Genomic DNA, 17,920 nt, shown 5'->3' with positions numbered 1-17,920 from the left:
GAGAAGATGTGTGCAATGAAAGGGTTAAACCGCAGACAGTTTATCGCCAGCTCAACCGCTCTGACCGGCGCGGCGATGATACCCTGGTCGTTCTCAGCCCATGCCGCGCAGGTCGCCAGCGCCACACCGGGCGGTACCCCGCGTAAGGGTGGTGTATTGCGCATCAGCGTTGATCAGGCAGTCAGCGTGCTGAATCCCCACCAGGTACGCGTTAACCCGGAATATCTTGTGGCGGAGCTGCTGTATAGCGGTCTGACGCGTTTGACCCAGGAGATGAAAGCCGAAGCGGATTTGGCGCAATCCTGGCAAGCCAGCGTCGACCTGAAACAATGGACCTTTACCTTGCGTCCGAATCTGAAATTCAGCGATGGTTCAGCCTTGACCTCCGCCGACGTGGTCGCCAGTCTGCAAGCGTTGCTCGACCCGAAAAATGCCTCGCCAGCCCTGCATAACATCGGGCCGATTAAAGCGGTCAGCGCTAAAGACAGCAACACGGTGCTGATTGAAACGGATGCACCCTATGCCGACTTGCCGGTGATGCTCGCCTATCCCGATGCGAAAATTATTCCAGCCAGCATAGCCCAAGGGCAGTTTGACAAACTCAGCAAAGCGTCGCTGGGTGCCGGTCCCTTCCAGTTGGTGTCCTACGATCCTGAACGCAAAATTGTGGTGGCGCGTAACCCACATTATTACGACCCGGCACGTCCGTATCTGGATGGCGTGGAGGTGGTGGTCTATCCCGACGGTATTGCCGAAAGCTCAGCGTTAATCTCCGGTGACACCGATCTGATGCTGAGTGCGCAGTCGAGTGAATTTGCTCGTCTTGCTAAATCATCCGGTGTGCTGCCGCTACGGGTGGCCTCCGGTCAGTTCCTCAATGTCAACATGGGTTGCGATCAGAAACCGTTCAATGATGAACGCGTACGTCAGGCGCTGGCGCTGTGCGTCGATCGCCAGGCATCCGTGGATTTCGTGGCGGATGGTCTGGGTTCGCCAGGTAACGATACACCGATTAACGCCGCCTATCCTTACTTCGCCAACCTGGCGAAAAAGGCCGTGGATTACAGCAAAGCCAAGGCCCTGCTGGCGGAAGCAGGTTATCCGAACGGCCTCGATTTAACCCTGATTGCCTCGGACAAACCGGCCACCCGTACCCAGTTGGGTATCGCGCTGCGCGAAATGGCAAAACAGGGAGGGTTCCGCATCGAGGTTCAGACCATGGCGCACAGCACCTATCTCGACCAGGTGTGGAAGAAAGGCAACTTTTACGTCGGCTTTTACAACATGCAGCCCACCCCGGATGCAGTGTTCTCGCTGCTCTACACCTCAACTGCATCGTGGAATGAAACTCGCTGGAACAACGCGGAGTTTGATGCTGCGGTCAGTGCCGCCCGAGAAACCAACGACGAAGCCCAACGCACCTCGCTGTATGGCAAAGCGCAACAACTGATGCATGACGGGGTGCCATCGCTGATCCCGACCTTCTTCGACCTGCTGGCAGCCAGCCGCGATTATGTTGGTGGTTATCATCTGCATCCGCGCGGAGCGGTGTTCCGTCTCGACCATACGTGGTTGACCGACAAAGCCCCCAAGCGCGCAGTGTAAGGAGCGACCGTGACAGCGAGTTATTTGCTTAAACGCCTTCTGCTGATGATTTACACCTTACTTGTGGTGTCACTGTTGGTATTTGGTATCACCCAACTGCTGCCAGCGGATGCGGCTGTCACCTTATTGGGACAAAACGCGACGCCGGAAGCGTTAGCCGCTGTGCGTGAACGTCTGGGGCTGGATGCCCCCGCATGGCTGCAATACTGGCACTGGTTGACGCAGGCGTTGCAGGGCAATTTTGGTGTGTCGATGCGTAATGGCCTGGCGGTTGGCCCGACGTTGCTGACAGCGTTATCACGTTCGCTGTTGCTGGCGATGTGTGCACTGTTGTTGATGTTGGTGATCGCCATTCCCCTCGGGATCTGGGCAGCGGTGCGGCGTGGCAAAACCGCCGATGTGCTGGTCAGCGTGATCTCCTACATTGGCATCTCTTTTCCTGAATTTGTCACCGCCACCCTGGTGCTGCTGCTGTTTGCCGATGTCTGGCAGATTTTGCCCGCCACTGGTTATGTACCGCTGAGTGAGAACTTCGTCAGCGGTGTTCAGCACCTGATTCTGCCGTCGATCACCGTTGCGCTGATTCTGGTGGCGCATGTTTCACGCATGGTGCGCTCGGAAATGGTGGATGTATTGCACACGGATTACATCCGCGCCGCCTGGCTGAAGGGGTTAACGCGTCGCCGCATTCTGTGGCGGCATGCGCTGCGCAATGGTCTGCTCCCGACTATCACCATCGTGGCATTAGACGTTGGTTATCTGCTGGGCGGCATTGTGGTGGTGGAGGAGATCTTTGCCATTCCAGGTATTGGCCGCGAGCTGATTGTTGCGGTGCAGGCGCGCGATCTGCCGACCATTCAGGCGGGTGTAATGATCCTCGCCGCAACCTATTCGGTGGTGAACTTTCTGGCCGATTTAGCCTACGTGATTCTGGATAAACGGATTTCCTATGCCTGAGATTTTGAAACGTTTAGTGAGTTCGCCACAGGGTGCCGCCGGATTACTGATTTTATTGCTGGCGTTGTTGATGGTGGTAGGGGGAGCCCATGTAGCGCCTTTTGATCCTGAGGCGATCTCCATTCTGACACGTTATAAGCCCCCCAGTGCCGAACACTGGTTTGGCACCGATCAGATGGGGCGCGACATCTTCAGCCGGGTCATGGTCGGTGCACGCTCCACCATCTTGTTATCGCTGCTGGCAACCGCTTTAGCGATGATCATCGGTTCGGTGCTCGGTACTGCCAGTGCCTATCTGGGCGGCAAGATCGATGAATTTATGATGCGCACCATGGATGCGGTGATGGCGATCCCCAGCCTGCTGTTCGCGCTGTTAATTGTCAGCACACTGGGACAAAGCAGCATGAATGCGGTGCTGGCGATCACCATCGCGTTCGTGCCTGGCATGGTACGGATCGCGCGCAGCGTGGCGCTGGCAGCACGTCAACAGGATTACATCAACGCCGCAATCGCGCGCGGGGAAGCAGGGCACTACATCATCCTGCGGGAGATGCTGCCGAATATTCTCGCGCCGATCATTGTGGAGGCCACCATCCGCGTAGCCTTCGCCATCATGCTGTTTGCCACGCTGAGTTTCCTCGGTCTGGGTGCACAACCCCCTGAACCGGAGTGGGGACTGATGGTTTCAGAAGCACGGGCTTATTTCTTCAATGCACCGTGGATGATGATGATCCCCGGACTGGCCATCGCGCTGGTCGCTATCGGGTTTAATTTACTCGGCGATGGTTTGCGTGACGTACTTAACCCAAGGAGCCACTGATGCGTGACAACCTTGCACCGGTGCTGTCGGTAGAAAATTACAGCCTCGATTACGCGTTACAGAATGGTCAGACACTGCCGGTATTGCGCGATATCAACCTGCAAGTGATGCCGGGCGAAGTATTGGGACTGGTGGGCGAGTCTGGTTCCGGTAAAACCACGCTTGGCTGGGCAATTATGCGCTGGCTGGCCAGCAATGCACGGGAAAAACAAGGTGATATCCGTCTGCATGGCAGCAGCCTGCTCGCTATGCCCGCACCTGAACTGATGGCATTGCGCGGCAAAAAGCTCGGTATGATTTTTCAGGATCCCAGCGCCTCGCTTAACCCGACGCTGACGCTGGGCGAACAGGTGACTGAAGTGCTGCGTCGTCATCGTGGCTTATCAGCGCGTGAGGCGCAGGAGTTGGGTGAAGCGCTGCTGCATGATGTGGAGCTGAAACATCCGGCACGCATGATGCGCCGCTATCCGCACCAGGTCTCCGGTGGTGAAAAGCAACGGATCCTGATCGCAACCGCGTTTGCCTGTCAGCCGGATTGCATGATTTTTGATGAGCCAACGACGGCACTGGATGTGATCAGCTCCGCGCAAATTCTTGACCTGTATGAACGTCTGCGCGAAGAGACTGGCGTGGCATCGCTCTACATCTCCCACGATCTGGCCCTGGTGTCGAAAGTCGCCGACCGGGTCTGCGTGCTGGAAAAGGGGCGCATCGTGGAACAGGCTGAGACGCGTAGCTTGTTTAACGCGCCGTGCAATAGCTACACCCGCAAACTGATCGCTGCGGTGCCTAATCCGCAGCAGCGGCTGGTGCAGGATGGCGCAGGAACGCAACCCCTCCTCAGTCTTGAGAAGATAACCATTGATTATGGTCAGCAGGGCTTGATTGATCGCCTGCTGAAACGTGAAGCCAATACCACCCGCGCGGCCAATGCCGTCTCACTGACCGTGCACCAGGGCGAAATCCTCGGTGTGGTGGGGGAGTCAGGCTCCGGGAAATCATCGTTGGGTAAAGCCATAACCGGGCTGGTGCCGTTTGAGGGTGCGATCGACTTTTGCGGCTACAGCGTACAGGGTCGGGCGCAGATGGATAAAGAGTATCGCCGCCGTGTGCAGATGATCTTCCAGCATCCTGACGCCTCCCTCAATCCACGGATGACCATCGGCGAGATTATTGCCCGCCCGTTACGCCTGTACGGTTTGCCACCCGGAGAAACCGAGGCGCAGGCGGTGGCGCGTTTGCTTGAGGAGGTGCGCCTGCCGGCTGAATTTGCCAGCCGCTATCCTCACGCATTGTCGGGCGGCCAGAAACAGCGCGTTGCCATCGCGCGTGCGTTTGCGAATCCCCCTGACATGGTGATTTGTGATGAGATAACCGCCGCGCTGGATGTCTCTGTGCAGGCCACCATTATCGAGCTGTTGCTGGAGTTACGTCGCCGCTACGGCACCGCTTATCTGTTTATCACCCACGACCTCAACCTGATCCGTCAAATCGCCCATCGCGTGGCGGTGATGTATCGCGGTGACGTGGTGGAGGTGCTACCCGGCGAGAATATGGCCGCGCTGGCACAACACAATTATACCCGTGCATTGCTTGATGCAGTGCACGTTCCCGACCTATCCCAGTCCGTTGCTTAACGAGAAGCGCATGAATCCTGAACAGTTAATTCACCACATTGATCGCGAGTTTTGTCTCTCTTTTCTGGCAAAAATGGTGCAACACAAAAGTTACAGCGCCACCGACGGCGAGCGCGAGTTAGCAAAATATATGGCCGGGCAGATGAAAGAGTTGGGCCTGACCACCGAATTGCAAAACGTCCCAGGCGACAGGCTGAATGCCATCGGTCGCCTGGCGGGCAGCGGCGGAGGTAACAGTCTGCTGTTTAACGGGCATCTTGATACTAACCCGGTCACCGAAGGCTGGACCGTCGATCCCTGGGAAGGAAAAATTGACGACCAGTTTATTTACGGTATCGGCGTGTCCAACATGAAAGCAGGGGACGCAGCCTATTTCTGCGCACTAAAAACGCTGATTGATGCCGGTGTAAAGTTGAAAGGCGATGTTATCCTCACTTATGTGGTTGGCGAATTGCAGGGCGGTATCGGCACGCTGGCAGCGATTGAGCAGGGGGTTCGCGCTGACTATTTCATTAATGCGGAACCAACCGATTTGCAGGCGCTGACCATGCACGCCGGTTCGCTGATGTTCACCATTGAACTGACCGGTGATACGCGTCATCTGTCAAAACGCGAAGAAGCGGTAGACGCCATCAGCGCGGCGGTCGAGTTGATCCCGCAGATCAACAACATGACCTTTAGCGGCGCGAAAACCGCTGAGCATCGTAAAATTAACCGGGGGCACATCGGCGTGGTACACGGTGCGCTGGGGCGTGAACTGGAAGAGTGGCGCCCGCCGCAGGTGTCTGATTTTGTGCGCTTAAAAGGTTCTGCACGCTTCGCCCCAGGGCAAACCGTGGAAGGCGTTCTGGCCGATTTACAGGCATTATTGGATACGCTGTGTCAACGCTATCCCGGCCTTCAGGCCGTGTTGTTCGATGACGGTATCCGCGATAAACCCACGATGTTGCCCTTTGAAGTCTCCCCGGAATCGCCGATAGTCAAAGCGGTGAATCAAGCATGGAAAACCGTGCGCGGTACCGAACAACCCACCGGTGTGATCACGCCACCTGCCTTCTATGGTACTGATGCTGCGCATTTTTATCAGCATGCGGGTATGGAAGGTATCGTCTGCGGTCCTGGCGGAAAATACAACACCATGCCGGATGAGCGAGTAGAAATCAGCGAATTCCTCGATATGGTACGCATTTATCTCCTCGCCATTCTGGCGATCTGCCAGCCGGTTGAGGGTGCATAATGATTGCTGAAGCGCTGAGTCGTCTGCGTGCCGCCATGCAGCAGGCAGAGGTTGATATTATGGTGGTCGACCACGGCGAGTTGCTGGCCTGGCTGACCGGTTATACCGTCTCTGAAACCTTATATCGCGCTTGCCTGGTTCCCCTTAATGGGGAACCCTGGATGGTGTTACGTCAGTTAGATGAAGTACCTTGCCGTACGCAGTCGCCGCAACTGGTGGTGGAGACATATCGTGACGATGAAGACCCCTGGTTTGCTGTGGCGCACAGCCTCGTGCGGCGCGGTTATCAACGAGCACGCATTGGCGCTGACTTTTACTCCTATGGCATGACGGTACACAGTTGGCAGCAGCTAGCTCGTCACCTGCCTGATGTGCAGTGGTGCGATCTCTCCGCCATCAGCGATCGGCTGCGCAGTGTCAAATTCCCCGCTGAGTTGACGGCCTTGCGCCAGGCGGCGGCGATTGCCGATGCCACGCTCAACCGCATTGGTAATGAAGTACAGGGTGGCTGGCGGGTACGTGATGTTGCAGCGCTGGCGGCCGGGCAGTTTCTGCGTCTCGGAGCCGATACCGGTGAAACCGGTCCTATCGTCATTGCCAGTGGTGACAACGGATTTCTGCATGCCAGTGGCCATGAACAACGCTTGCAGCGCCAGGATGTCCTGCACGTTGAACTCATCCCCAAGGTCAGGCACTACAGCGCCCGCCTGATGCGTCCGTTTATCGTCGGTGATATCTCGTCACACCGCGCTGAGCTCGCCGAGCAATTGATCGCGATCCAGGATCAACAACTCCGTGCGATGAAACCTGGTGTCAGTGCAGGCGAAATCGATGCCATCGTGCGGGATACGATACTCAGCCGCGGATTGCGCACGGATTATCCCAACGTCACCGGATATGCACTGGGACTGTATACGCGTACGCCGCGGCCCAGTGACTTTTCCACCTGTTTCCATGCCAGTGCGACATGGGTACTGGAAGCAGACATGGTGTTCCATATGTATATCTCGGCCCAGAGCCTGGCGTTCAGTGAAACGGTGCGCGTCACTCCGGAGGGTGCTGAACGGCTGACAATGTTGCCGCGTCAACTATTAGCGTTGCCGGAGTAACACGTTAACCGCCGGCATACAAGCGTTCACACAGCGTGGGTGAAAAGGGTTCGAGCTTATTACGCAGCGAGTGCGAGCCGCTGGTTTCCAGGCTGATCAGGCCGGTTTGCATTAATAAACTGTCGGCACCAAGCGCAGCACGCATCTCGCTTTCCGGGAAATCGAGCAAAGTCGCCAGGATTCGGTACACATTGACCGAGGTCACCAGCCCAAGCCAGTCCGCAGTTTCATCCAACAAGCGTTCCTGATGGAGTTGTAATGTGAATGCCAGAATGACGCTTTCAGCCGCATTCAGTTCAATGCGGCTGGCTAAGGTGGCTACCGCCTGTTGAAAGACCGAAAAGGGGGATGAGTCGAATTGTTGTTCCCGTTCGGCATGACGCAGACGGAGTTCCCGCAAAATCGATTGCTGTAACTGCGGCGTAAATTCGTGATCCTGATAGTGGGTGAGATGGAAAAATTCCGCTAACGCCGGATGGCTGAAGCCATGCTGGGTGATAAATTGCTTGTGGGTACCGTTAAAGAAAACGAAAAGATTATGCAGGATCATATCCATTTGACGGCATTAGGAATAATCTCACTGCTCGTTTCCCTTCGAAGTTGAATTTATGCTTTATATAAATGCGGTTGGCGGGTGTAAGTACCTGATAAAAAAAGAATCAGTAATGTATGTTAAAGGCGATGGCGACAAAACCTACATCTACATCAATCACATGAAAGATCCCATTGTGAGTTCAGTCTCTTTTGATGCTCTCGCCTCGCAGATCACCGAGAAGGGAAATGTGGTGGAAGCGATACCTCATCGCGAAAAAATGGCTGGCAAATACGAAGAACCCATACAACTTGTGCAGAATCATCGCAGTTGACTGACCTGCAAGCAGCAAGTAACGCGTTGATATCAGAGGGATATATGGTCAGGTCAGCTTTGCCTCTATATCTCGGATCGCGAAATGTATCTTATGTTAAATAAGATATCCGATTGACCACAAACCTACACCCCACCCGTAGCGGCGCGATTTATCGCGCGGGTTTTACGTCACCATCGCTGGATGATGCGCGATAAATCGCGCCGCTACGCCAATTACCGTTTTAACAATGCGGATTATTTACTGAGAAACACCCGCGCACTCGCCAGCCTGCCGTGACTGACGGTAAAGACATCTTCGCCGCGTACCCGATACGGGTTGTCTTTGGGGCCATAGCCCCAGGTAACCCGGGCTATGCCGTGGTTCCACTCCACCGGTGCCGGAGTAAAGATAAAGCCGGGATGTTGCGACTGCACCTTATTAATGGCGGCATTGACGCGTTCCACGCCCGCAGACAAACCATCGTAATCGGCGACAAAAAAATCCGCTGTGTAGACGTCGGCGAATCCTTTGGATCGCTCAACGGCATCGGGATTGTTCCATATCGCGAAATGGCGATCGATAAGCTGTTGCAGGCCCGCAGGTGCAGCCTGAGTGGTGTTCATGTTCATGGTGCTGTTCTCCGCGAATGAGGCCGTTGTGGTTGCCAGCAGTGCAGCCAGCAACAGACCTTTGGTGATTGACGTTTTCATGTTTTCCCCGGTCAGACGGCCTTTTTCACTTTGCCCACCAGCTCAATTTGCGATCCCCACGGCGTCAAAAAATAGAACCATTGGGTGCCGTCGGCATTGGTAACCGGTTCGTTCAGGGTTGTCAGGCCCGCTTTTTTGATCGCGTCATAACTGGACTGGACATCTTGGGTGCGTAACGCGATATGGGTTGCTGCGTCATCATCCTGATGTGGGCGGTGGTGATCGATTTGCTTACCGCTGTACTGGAAGAGCTCCACCCCTGTGCCATCTGGCAGGCGCATCATGACAAAGCGCTTCAGCTCGCTGGATTTACGCCAGTTAAACGCCATTTTCCACGCATCCGGAATCGCACCGGGAGTGATGTCGGATTCCAGCTTCGCACCAAAGGTGGTCTGGAAAAACGTAATCGCCGTAGCCAGATCCGGCACGTTGATGCCCGCATGGTCAACGCCGGAAATGCTCACTGTCGGCGCGGCTGAGGCAGACAGACTGACAGCCCCCAGTAATAATGTGGAAGCGAACAACGTGGAAGCGATGCGATGAGTTTTCATTTGAATTTCCCTGTTATCAGATAGTTGTCGTGAGCGGCAGCATGGGTTGCCGCGATGGAAGAAGCTTATCGACCTGAGATGATTTTCAAAATAGAATGATTTGAAACTCATCATTGCAGAATTGAAATGACCAGATTTCCTGATTTTGAAGGACTCGCGATGTTTGCAAAGGTGGCCGAGGAAGGTTCCTTCGCCGCCGCCGCCCGTGTGATGGGGGTGTCTGTGCCCACGGTGTCGCGCGCCGTGGCGCGACTTGAAGAACGTCTGGGGGGCAGACTATTCAACCGCACCTCGCGGCAGTTGGCCCTGACCGAATTTGGACAAAGCATGGCCGCCAGGGCGTCGGAAATGTATCGCCAGGCTGAAGAAGTCGAAAGTGAGGCCCATGAACTGTCAGTGCAACCTCGCGGTCAGGTGCGACTGGCAGTGCCGATGTCATTCGGATTACGTTGGGTTGCACCGCTGCTGCCTGAACTGATTCGTCAATTTCCCGAACTCAGCGTGGACCTTCATCTGTCCGATGCGTCAGTCGATCTGATTGCCGAAGGTTTTGACGCCGCATTGCGCATTGCGGCGCTGCCGGATTCCTCCCTGGTGGCACGCAAATTTTGTGCGGTAACGCAGTATCTGGTGGCCTCTCCGGCCTATCTTGCTGAGCACGGTGCGCCACAACATCCCCGCGAACTGTCTGGCCGAGCCTGTTTCAGCTATGCCTGGCGGGCGCGCAGCCAGGTCTGGCGCTTTACCCATACATCTGGCACCCAGGAAGATATTGTGCCGAATGGCCCGTTGCGGGTGACAAATTCAGATGCTCTGCTTCCTCCCCTGTTGGCCGGTTTGGGTATTGCTGAATTGCCGGAGTTTATCGCGGCCGAATATCTGAGAGAGGGTCGTCTGGTTCATCTGCTTGATCAGTGGTCGATGACACAGGGAGGACTGTACTTTGTGACACCCACCGCGCGCAGTCGCCCGTTAAAGGTCAGGGTACTGTCTGACTTTTTTGCCCGGCACCTCAGCGAACCCGCATGGCGCTGGCCCGTCTGAGCATCGTTAAGCCGTCCTGATCGGTTATCCATCATTGCAATTTTGAAATGATGGATTTCATTCTTTGCTATTTTGCGAGTTCCTGAGTTTGTTTATTGTTGCTGCACGCCAACGATACGGTCTGGCACCGACAATGACAGGAGCTTTCATCATGAAAACCGCCGTGCAATTACTTCAGAACTACCTCGACAATATTCAGGATCCCCATGCTGCCGCCGCGCTTTTTGCCGCAGATGGCGTGCTGGAATTACCTTACCTCCAGACGCTGGGGCTACCACATCGGGTCCAGGGGCCACAGGAAATTGCGGCGTTTATCGCCGGATTGTTGAAAAAGGTGCCTGATTTTCGCTTCCGCAATATCCAGTTTTTTATCGATACCCCGACGCAGGCATTCGGTGAATACAGCGTCGAAGCGGCAATAACCGGCACTGATCGTTTGTATAAACAAACCTATGCCGGACGCCTGGTGGCAGAAGAGGGAAAAATAAAGTTACTGCGTGAATCACTGGATACGCTCGCCGCCTGGCGCGCGTTTAACGGCGATCAGCCTGCCTGAATGCGTTGTTAAGGTAATGACATCAATCATCAGCGAATTTCTGGAGAGTAAAATGAGTGTAAATACCCCCGATGCATGTATCTCGTCTGCGGGCGATCATGACAAAACGCAAGCTACCGAAATCATTGTCAGCGCTTACTATCGCGTGCACCCGGATGATCGCCAAACGTTTATCGATGCGGTGAAGCCTGAAATGCAGGCGGCACAACAACTGCCCGGTTGCGTTTTCTATGCATTTTCGCAAGACCTGGTAAACCCGGATGCCTTCCATCTGTCCGAGGGCTGGGCCGATATTGAAGCCTATGAGCGACATGAACATTCAGCAACGTTTTTACAGGCGCTGGCAACGGTGGTTAAAAACGTGCGTATTCTGCATCGCGAAGGCATCCGTTATGACGTGGCGAAACAGCACATTGATGATCCTCGGGGAAAGGTTTCATCGTGACACGTAAGATCCGTTTTCGCGGTTAAGTCTCCGAAGCGTCGGTCAGTAGACCCCTCTACTGACCGAATGGTTTTTGCACTGATTGATTTGCCAGATTCTCACTGAGACACCGATAATCTCTCTCGATCCTCTAACCTAATATAATTACACTTATATTAGGTCAGGAAAGCCTGTATTATCAGTTTCCTCTTCCGTCCGGCAGCTGGCATACGGTTGTGGGGGACTCGGCAGCAGAAAACCCGTATAAAAATCAGGCGCTCGTACGTGAAATCTGACGTATAACTCCCCTGCGCTTTTGCCAGATTTCACGTAGCACGATCTTACCGGTAACGGATGGAAACTGAACAAAAATGACCGAAATCACCGTCGCAAATCCGTTGCTACAACCCTTCAGCACCAACGACGATATTTCAGCCAGGCTGGCTGCTTTCGTTCGCGATCGTGAGGCTTTTTCCTCTAACACCTGGCGGCAACTGCTTAGCGTCATGCGGATCTGTTGGCGCTGGGCTGAAGAAAACCGCCGCTCTTTTTTGCCCATGACACCGGAAGACTTGCGGGATTATTTGCTGCACCTGCAATCCGCTGGTCGCGCGTCTTCCACCATTGCCACCCATGCAGCGCTGATCTCAATGTTACACCGTAACGCGGGGCTGGTGCCGCCGAACGTTTCTCCCGATGTGTTTCGTGTGGTTAAGAAAATCAATCGCGCGGCCGTGATCGCGGGTGAGCGCACCGGGCAGGCCGTGCCCTTCTGCCGACAGGACCTGAAAAAACTCGATGCAGCCTGGCAGGGCTCCCCTCGGCTACAACAGTTGCGTGACCTTGCCTTTATGCATATTGCCTACAGCACGCTGCTTCGTCTCAGCGAATTATCCCGCCTGCGGGTACGCGATATTTCACGCGCGGCTGATGGCCGCATTATTCTCGACGTGGCCTGGACTAAAACCATCGTTCAGTCCGGTGGCATCGTGAAGGCGTTGAGTAGGCAGTCAAGCCAGCGCCTGACGGAATGGCTTATCGCTGCCGGACTGAGCGGTGAACCGGATGCTATGATTTTTTGTCCGGTTCACCGCGCCAATTGCGTGACGAAACCGAGATTGGCACCGATGAGTACCCCCTGCCTCGAGGAAATCTTTCTTCGCGCACGGAATGCAGTCGGTGTAGTGGCTCGCAGCAGAACCAATAAAGGTCGGTATGCCGGATGGAGCGGCCACAGCGCCCGCGTGGGTGCTGCTCAGGACATGGCAAGAAAAGGATTTTCGGTAGCGCAGATTATGCAGGAAGGCACCTGGACCCGAACGGAAACCGTCATGCGTTATATACGCATGGTTGAAGCCCACAAAGGGGCGATGATCGGGTTGATGGAAGATGATGAATAAACTCTCCACTATGAGTTCTGTGCAGGATTGGTGGAGAGTGGGAGGGCTTTTCGATGATATGTTTAAATAAACCATTATTTTAAACATATGCGCAGGAATCCCACCACTACTACAACCCGCCAGCTCGTCTCACTGAGATTAATGAAAAAAACTCATAATCCCTATCCCGTTACCTGACATTATCTCACCGCACAAACCCGTTAACATGCTCGCATCTTCTTATATCCAGACGGGTCACCATGCTTAATTTACAGGCACGAACGCAGGCAGCGACGGTTAATAAAGCCAGCCTGGCATTCGTTCTTATTCTCAGCGCATTAATGGCTGTCACCTCTTTATCAACCGATATCTACCTTCCCGCGATGCCCGTCATGGCAAAGGATCTGCGGGGAAATGCCGAGCTAACTATCACCGGATTTTTGATCGGCTTTAGCATTGCTCAGTTGATTTGGGGGCCGATCAGCGATCGCTACGGGCGACGCCTGCCGTTGTTCATCGGTATGGTTTTGTTTGTGATCGGCTCAGTGGGTTGTGCATTATCAACCGATATCGGTCAAATCGTCTTCTGGCGTGGTTTTCAGGCTTTAGGTGCCTGTACCGGTCCAATGCTGGCGCGTGCGATGATCCGCGATCTGTTTAGCCGTACGCGTGCCGCGCAAATGCTTTCCACCCTGATGATCATCATGGCGATAGCGCCAATCGCCGGACCGCTGCTGGGCGGCCAAATGATTAAGGTGACATCATGGCATGCCATTTTTTGGCTGCTCGCCCTTATCGGGGCGTTCATGCTGTTTTCGTTGTTGTGGCTACCGGAAACCTTAGCGGAAGAAAAACGATCAGCGACGTCCGTATCCAGCGCCTTTGGCAATTACTACGCCTTACTGACTAACGCCAGATATATGCGTTTTACGCTTTGTCTGACGTTCTACTACATCGCTGCTTATGCCTTTATCACCGGCTCCCCATTTGTTTACATCACTTTCTTTGGTGTTGACCCACAACATTACGGGTGGCTGTTTGCCGTCAATATCGTTGGATTAATGGCGGTCAGCATGGTGAATCGCCGCCTGGTGCACCGCTTTCCACTGGAAGCATTGTTAAAAGTTGCCGTCTCCGTCGCGGCCCTTGCGGCCATAGTCCTTGCTGTCGCAAGCGGGTTGGGTATCGGCGGAATGGGCATCATCATCGCGACCGTGTTTGTGTTCTTCTCGATGAATGGCATCATCGCCGCAACGTCAACGGCCTGCGCGCTGGATGCCGTACCCAATGCGGCAGGCTCGGCATCTGCGCTGATGGGTTCATTGCAGTACGGCAGCGGGATCATCTCTTCGCTGTTACTGGCATTGTTTAGCGATGGCACCCCCTGGACCATGGGCTGGATCATCGCCGTGTTTACGCTCGCCAGCGCCTTAATAATTCTGACGGTTCAGGCGCAAAAAGAACGCCTGTGACTGTGCCGCGCCTGGCGTTATTGATGAATTATTCTCATAACCTCTATTCACCAGGCGCAATTATCTTTAGTGCCCACCAGGTTAATCTGCCCGTAGCAGCGCGATTTATCGCGCTTCTAATCTGCGCGATAAATCGCGCTGCTACGGGCATCAGGAAAGCGGTTTAAATATTCTTATCGAAGAAGGTATCTAACTTGCTCATCGCCTGGTCAACGTAGCGTGGTACCCAGTAAGTTTCGATATGCGTTGCACCATCAATCAGAAACAGTTCTTTATTTTGCGTTCCGGTGGCCATTTTGAAGGCACTTTCGGTCATGTAACGCGAATCCGCTTTCGTACCGACCATCATTAACAGCGGCTGATTGATGAGATCCATATTGCTTTGCGCATCAAAACTCATCAAATCCACCAGGCTGCTGGTGGTATAGCGAAACGTTGAGTTCGGGTGAGCATGGGTTTTCCAGTAATACTCGTAACCCTGACGGTAGAGATCAAACGGCAGTTTCGCGATCTGTTCATCGGTCAGGTTGGCATCGCCGGAATAACTGACTTCCCCCGTTGCGGCTTCTTGCGCGCGTGCATCGCTGGCTTGCTTCAGGCGTGTCTGGATGGTGGCAATCTGCGAGTCCTGATACCCATTACGGCGCACACGACCAGAGTCAAACATGCTCAGGGTTGCCAACGCCTTAAACCGCTTATCAGTCTGCGCGGCTTTTAAGGAATAACCACCGCCACCACAAATGCCCAGCAAGCCAATGCGCGTGTTTTCCACCCCAGGGTACTGGCTGATGTAGTCAGCCATACCGTGAATATCCTCAATGCGGTTAGCCGGTTTATCAACGCTACGGGGCATCCCCCCACTGGCTCCCTGATAAGCCGCATCGGCGGTGATGGTGATGTATCCGTGCTCGGCCAGGCGTTGAGCATATAACCCGGCGACCTGCTCTTTGACGCCGCCATTCGGGTGAGCCACCACCACCGCCGGATATTTTTTTGCAGGGTCGTAATCGGCCGGTGTGTAGACATTCGCGGCGATCTGAATGCCATGAAGATCATATTTCACCGGATGAATATTGACCTTTCCCTCGACGTTCTCGGTGATCGCGCCGTCATAGACGAGGGTGAACGGATTCTTCTTGTAATCAGCCGCATGCACCGCGGTGACGCTGGCCATTGCGGTAATCAGCATTGCATTTAAAAGCGTAAATTTCATGGTATCTCCCGTTTTATCTGGCTCGCGATAGCAAATATGCGCGGCCAGATTAGGCAGACAGGACTGTCAGCAGGGTGACGGGGAAATAACATTTTTGTCAGGAAAATCATGCTTGCTGACAGCGCTGTCAGAAAATCGTCAGCGTGATGATGGCAAGTCAGCAGCAGAATGGCCCCCATTATGTTCAAGAGGAAGAAGCGTGATGCGCTTGTTGTTAGTCGAAGATGAAGAAAAAACCTCAACCTATCTTCGTCGTGCTTTGGGCGAGTCAGGGTTCACGGTAGACGTTTCGGCCAATGGCGCTGAAGGGCTGCATTATGCGCTGGAGTTTGACTACGACGCGATAATCCTCGATGTGATGCTGCCCGGAATGGATGGCTACCGGGTACTGGAAGGTGTGCGCGCCAGTAAACAGACGCCGGTGTTGATGTTATCTGCCCGCGGTTCGGTTGATGAGCGCGTGAAAGGACTGCGGCTTGGCGCGGATGATTATCTCCCTAAGCCCTTCTCACTTATTGAGTTAGTCGCCCGCATTCAGGCGCTGGTTCGTCGCCGTTCAACCGATGGCACCGATATCACCCAACTGCAAATTCATGATTTGCAGTTAGATTTGCTGTCCAGACGGGTATTTCGCGCGGGTATCCGGCTGGAACTGACGGCGAAAGAGTTTGCTTTGCTGAGTCTGCTGGCCCGCCATCAGGGGGAGATTTTGTCGAAGATGATGATCGCCGAACAGGTATGGGACATGAATTTTGACAGCGACGCTAACGTGGTTGAGGTGGCGATTAAACGCTTGCGCGCCAAAGTCGATACGCCGTTTGCGCTCAGGTTACTGCATACCGTGCGCGGTATGGGCTATGTGCTTGAAGTCAGGCATGGAGAGCAGCATGTTTAAACGTTCTCTTTCGCTCCATCTTGCGCTGATGTTTGCGTTATCCGCCCTGATGATTGTCGCTGTGATCGGCATTTTGTTGCGCGGCTCGTTGCATGAGTCGTTGCAAAAACAGATGCATAACGAGCTGTTATTTCGGGAGTCTTTAATGAGCCCGTGGATCACCGCGCGAACCTCCGCGCATGACTGGTCTGGGCTGGCGAATAAATTCACCGTATTAACCAATTCTGAAGGGGAGCGCGTACGCTACTGGATAGTCAGCGCAGACCCGCGCTTTAATGTCGGTGGCGCGCCACCGGTGGGGGTGCAGTGGTCATCTTTGCAGGAAGGTTTTAACAAGATGCCCGGCGCCTCGGAAGGGGTCTGCTCGCTTTTTCTGTTGGTCAAAACCCTCCCTGCCAATGGTGAACGACCGACGTTGCGCTACATCGTTGCCATCGACTCTACGCCCTACATGGGCACGCTGGATGCGTTCACCCGCACGTTGTTGATTATCGACGTGGTGGGCGTAGTGATCGTCGCGTTACTGGGTTATGGCGTCTCAAGAATTGGTCTGCGTCCGGTGGGAACGTTAAGCAGACAGGCGCAACGGCTCGCGCCGGGCGATCATGGTCAACGGCTGGATACCACCGCCTTACCCGGAGAGTTGCAGCAACTGGCGTCTTCATTCAACGGCGTGTTGGCGCGTCAGGAGGTTGCCTGGCGGCAGCTCGAAAATTTTAACGCGGATGTCGCCCATGAACTTCGCACTCCGCTCACCAACCTGATTGGTCAAACGCAACTGGGGCTTTCACGTCGACGTTCACATGATGAGCTGGAAGAGTTACTTGGCTCAAACCTTGAAGAACTTGAGCGCATGGCCTCGATCGTCAATGACATGCTGTTTCTGTCCCATGCTCACGCCGGTGAACATGCTGCGCAGCTCACGCAGGTGTCCCTGCGCGCAGAAACGCTGAAAACAGCCGAATACGTTGAACCCTCATTCGCGGAAAAACACCTTTCTCTGGATGTACAGGGTGATGTCACGGTCGAGATTGACCGGCGTTTATTTCATCGTTCGCTGGCCAATTTACTGGAAAATAGCGCCAGACATGCCCCAGCCAACAGTCAGGTGATTGTCCGGTTAAGCCAGAAAAATAATCAGGCCAGGGTTGCAGTTTCCAATCCGGGTGCCCCCATCGCACCCGATCAGTTGCCTCGCCTTTTTGAACGTTTTTATCGGGCCGACGCCTCCCGCACCCGCAGCGATACCCATCACGGACTGGGGCTGTCGATCGTTCGCGCCGTGGCGATTATGCATCGGGGGGAGGTCTTTGCACGCAGTGAAGAAGGCATGAATACCTTTGGGTTGACCTTTGCCATGCAAACGGATCCCCAGCCACTTGCCAGATGCCCAACTGACAAAATTGTCAGGGAAGCGTCAGTCTGACGACATTTTACCCTCGTTAATATCATGGCTGACTCTC

At 54.5% G+C, this 17,920-nt stretch carries 18 protein-coding genes; 14 read left to right on the top strand and 4 right to left on the bottom strand.

What is annotated here, in order from left to right; translation table 11 throughout:
• The first annotated feature begins 6 nt into the window (after positions 1-6).
• Genes AC6I8T_RS27150 through AC6I8T_RS27125 form a run of 6 tightly spaced genes read left to right on the top strand, consistent with a single transcriptional unit; the run spans position 7 to position 7,365 of the window.
• Positions 7-1,605, top strand: a complete 1,599-nt coding sequence (locus AC6I8T_RS27150; RefSeq protein WP_021185515.1) for an ABC transporter substrate-binding protein — start codon at positions 7-9, stop codon at positions 1,603-1,605.
• Positions 1,606-1,614: 9 nt separating this feature from the next.
• Positions 1,615-2,562 carry an ABC transporter permease gene (locus AC6I8T_RS27145; RefSeq protein WP_497834897.1) on the top strand — a complete coding sequence of 316 codons (948 nt, stop codon included), beginning with the start codon at positions 1,615-1,617 and terminating at the stop codon, positions 2,560-2,562.
• On the top strand, positions 2,555-3,382 hold the full coding sequence (locus AC6I8T_RS27140) for an ABC transporter permease (RefSeq protein ID WP_497834896.1): 828 nt from the start codon (positions 2,555-2,557) through the stop codon (positions 3,380-3,382). The genes AC6I8T_RS27145 and AC6I8T_RS27140 overlap by 8 nt, the downstream gene beginning before the upstream one ends.
• The gene (nikE, locus tag AC6I8T_RS27135; protein ID WP_021185512.1) at positions 3,382-5,019 is read left to right on the top strand and encodes a nickel ABC transporter ATP-binding protein NikE; all 1,638 of its coding nucleotides are present in this window, start codon (positions 3,382-3,384) and stop codon (positions 5,017-5,019) included. Before AC6I8T_RS27140 ends, nikE begins: the two co-directional genes overlap by 1 nt.
• A 10-nt stretch (positions 5,020-5,029) precedes the next feature.
• Positions 5,030-6,256, top strand: a complete 1,227-nt coding sequence (locus AC6I8T_RS27130; RefSeq protein WP_497833120.1) for a M20 family metallopeptidase — start codon at positions 5,030-5,032, stop codon at positions 6,254-6,256.
• Complete coding sequence (locus AC6I8T_RS27125; protein WP_497834895.1) at positions 6,256-7,365, top strand: M24 family metallopeptidase; 1,110 nt, start codon at positions 6,256-6,258, stop codon at positions 7,363-7,365. Before AC6I8T_RS27130 ends, AC6I8T_RS27125 begins: the two co-directional genes overlap by 1 nt.
• Positions 7,366-7,369: 4 nt before the next feature.
• Here the strand turns inward: AC6I8T_RS27125 and AC6I8T_RS27120 are convergent, their stop codons facing one another.
• Complete coding sequence (locus AC6I8T_RS27120; protein WP_497834894.1) at positions 7,370-7,921, bottom strand: hypothetical protein; 552 nt, start codon at positions 7,919-7,921, stop codon at positions 7,370-7,372.
• A gap of 109 nt (positions 7,922-8,030) precedes the next feature.
• Between AC6I8T_RS27120 and AC6I8T_RS27115 the strand changes: the two genes are divergently transcribed.
• On the top strand, positions 8,031-8,231 hold the full coding sequence (locus tag AC6I8T_RS27115; protein WP_208727134.1) for a hypothetical protein: 201 nt from the start codon (positions 8,031-8,033) through the stop codon (positions 8,229-8,231).
• 236 nt (positions 8,232-8,467) lie between these two features.
• Here the strand turns inward: AC6I8T_RS27115 and AC6I8T_RS27110 are convergent, their stop codons facing one another.
• On the bottom strand, positions 8,468-8,923 hold the full coding sequence (locus tag AC6I8T_RS27110) for a nuclear transport factor 2-like protein (RefSeq protein WP_208727136.1): 456 nt from the start codon (positions 8,921-8,923) through the stop codon (positions 8,468-8,470).
• Positions 8,924-8,934: 11 nt separating this feature from the next.
• The gene (locus tag AC6I8T_RS27105; protein ID WP_208727138.1) at positions 8,935-9,474 is read right to left on the bottom strand and encodes a VOC family protein; all 540 of its coding nucleotides are present in this window, start codon (positions 9,472-9,474) and stop codon (positions 8,935-8,937) included.
• A gap of 126 nt (positions 9,475-9,600) precedes the next feature.
• Between AC6I8T_RS27105 and AC6I8T_RS27100 the strand changes: the two genes are divergently transcribed.
• The 5 genes from AC6I8T_RS27100 to AC6I8T_RS27080 all read left to right on the top strand — a co-directional run bounded on the left by AC6I8T_RS27100 (position 9,601) and on the right by AC6I8T_RS27080 (position 14,349).
• On the top strand, positions 9,601-10,518 hold the full coding sequence (locus tag AC6I8T_RS27100) for a LysR family transcriptional regulator (protein ID WP_208727140.1): 918 nt from the start codon (positions 9,601-9,603) through the stop codon (positions 10,516-10,518).
• Positions 10,519-10,669: 151 nt separating this feature from the next.
• Positions 10,670-11,074: a nuclear transport factor 2 family protein gene (locus AC6I8T_RS27095; protein WP_021185504.1), complete on the top strand. Its 405-nt coding sequence runs from the start codon at positions 10,670-10,672 to the stop codon at positions 11,072-11,074.
• Positions 11,075-11,126: 52 nt separating this feature from the next.
• A complete protein-coding gene (locus AC6I8T_RS27090) occupies positions 11,127-11,519 on the top strand; it encodes a putative quinol monooxygenase (protein WP_208727142.1) in 393 nt (130 codons plus the stop codon).
• A gap of 350 nt (positions 11,520-11,869) precedes the next feature.
• Positions 11,870-12,898 (top strand): tyrosine-type recombinase/integrase, encoded by a 1,029-nt coding sequence (locus AC6I8T_RS27085; RefSeq protein WP_208727143.1) that lies wholly within the window; start codon positions 11,870-11,872, stop codon positions 12,896-12,898.
• A 239-nt stretch (positions 12,899-13,137) separates the two neighbouring features.
• On the top strand, positions 13,138-14,349 hold the full coding sequence (locus tag AC6I8T_RS27080; protein WP_497834893.1) for a multidrug effflux MFS transporter: 1,212 nt from the start codon (positions 13,138-13,140) through the stop codon (positions 14,347-14,349).
• A 163-nt stretch (positions 14,350-14,512) separates the two neighbouring features.
• Here AC6I8T_RS27080 and AC6I8T_RS27075 read toward each other — a convergent pair whose 3' ends face one another.
• Entirely contained in the window at positions 14,513-15,562 is a 1,050-nt protein-coding gene (locus AC6I8T_RS27075) for an alpha/beta hydrolase (protein WP_497834892.1), read from the bottom strand.
• A 202-nt stretch (positions 15,563-15,764) separates the two neighbouring features.
• Between AC6I8T_RS27075 and AC6I8T_RS27070 the strand changes: the two genes are divergently transcribed.
• Positions 15,765-16,457, top strand: coding sequence for a heavy metal response regulator transcription factor (locus AC6I8T_RS27070; protein WP_021185498.1), 693 nt, complete (start codon positions 15,765-15,767; stop codon positions 16,455-16,457).
• A complete protein-coding gene (locus AC6I8T_RS27065) occupies positions 16,450-17,883 on the top strand; it encodes a heavy metal sensor histidine kinase (protein WP_497834891.1) in 1,434 nt (477 codons plus the stop codon). The genes AC6I8T_RS27070 and AC6I8T_RS27065 overlap by 8 nt, the downstream gene beginning before the upstream one ends.
• The last annotated feature ends 37 nt before the right edge of the window (positions 17,884-17,920 follow it).

The organism is Pantoea sp. X-Soil-OKNW-556, from assembly GCF_059730695.1.
Note: the sequence above shows the minus strand (reverse complement) of the source record. Positions and strands in the feature narration are given on the sequence as shown.